1 protein-coding gene and 1 pseudogene are annotated in these 890 nt (G+C 73.7%); one reads left to right on the top strand and one right to left on the bottom strand.

The features are described 5' to 3' along the window. Positions 1–425: pseudogene (locus tag KBX53_RS34415) on the top strand (coproporphyrinogen III oxidase); the annotation flags it as partial. 49 nt (positions 426–474) lie between these two features. On the opposite strand, the gene KBX53_RS34410 reads toward KBX53_RS34415, so the two are convergent. Beyond that, a partial coding sequence (locus KBX53_RS34410) for a DUF4870 domain-containing protein (protein WP_247676622.1) occupies positions 475–890 on the bottom strand: 416 nt, incomplete at its 5' end.

Below are 890 nucleotides of genomic sequence, written 5' to 3'. Positions count from 1 at the left end.
CCTGGTACGAGGTCTCCAACTGGGCCCGCAGCGACCAGGCCCGGTGCCGGCACAACCTGCTCTACTGGACCGGCGCGGACTGGTGGGGCCTCGGCCCGGGGGCGCACAGTCACGTCGGCGGGGTGCGCTGGTGGAACGTCAAACACCCCTCCGCGTACGCCCAGCGGCTGGCCGCCGGTGCGTCTCCCGGGCTGGCCCGGGAGGTGCTCACTGTCGACGAGGCGCACATGGAGGACGTGATGCTGCGGCTGCGGCTGGCCAGCGGTCTCCCGCTGGCGGTGCTCGACGCCGCCGGGCGGGCCGGCGCGGAGCGGGCGCTGGCCGGCGGCCTACTGGCCGCCGACGAGTACGCCGCCGGCCGGGCGGTGCTCACAGTGCGCGGTCGACTGCTCGCCGACGCGGTCGTCCGCGATCTGCTGCCCTGAGCGCAGGGCGGCGGTGTGCCGAACCGGCCGGGGGAGCGGCCGGCCCGGTTCACTTGATGAAGTTGGCGGTCATCGGGTAGCGGTACGGGGTGCCCTCGTTGGCCTTCACGCCGGCGATGATCCCGAACAGGATCTGGATCACCACGACGGCGATGCTGGGCAGGAAGAGCAGGCACCAGCTCACGAAGAGCAGCACGAACGCGATGATCGACCAGAGGATCTGGAAGTTCAGGGCGGCGAGGGCGTGCGCCCGGACGGTCGGCGACTGCTGGCCACGGGCCAGGTAGGCGATGAGCGGGGCGACGAAGCCCAGCGGACCGAAGCTGATCAGCGCGCCGAGCGCGCCGCCGAAGTGGGCGACCAACGCCCAGGTCTTGTCCTCGTTGGTGGCGTAGCCGCCGCCGGGGCCGCCGTAGGCCCCCCCGGCCGGATAGCCGCCGGGCGGGTAGCCCCCGGGCGGGGGGT

The sequence above is a fragment of the Micromonospora sp. M51 genome, from assembly GCF_018070305.1.
Classification (GTDB): domain Bacteria; phylum Actinomycetota; class Actinomycetes; order Mycobacteriales; family Micromonosporaceae; genus Micromonospora; species Micromonospora parva.
The sequence above is the reverse complement of the archived record's forward strand: the minus strand, read 5'-3'. Positions and strand labels throughout refer to the sequence as shown.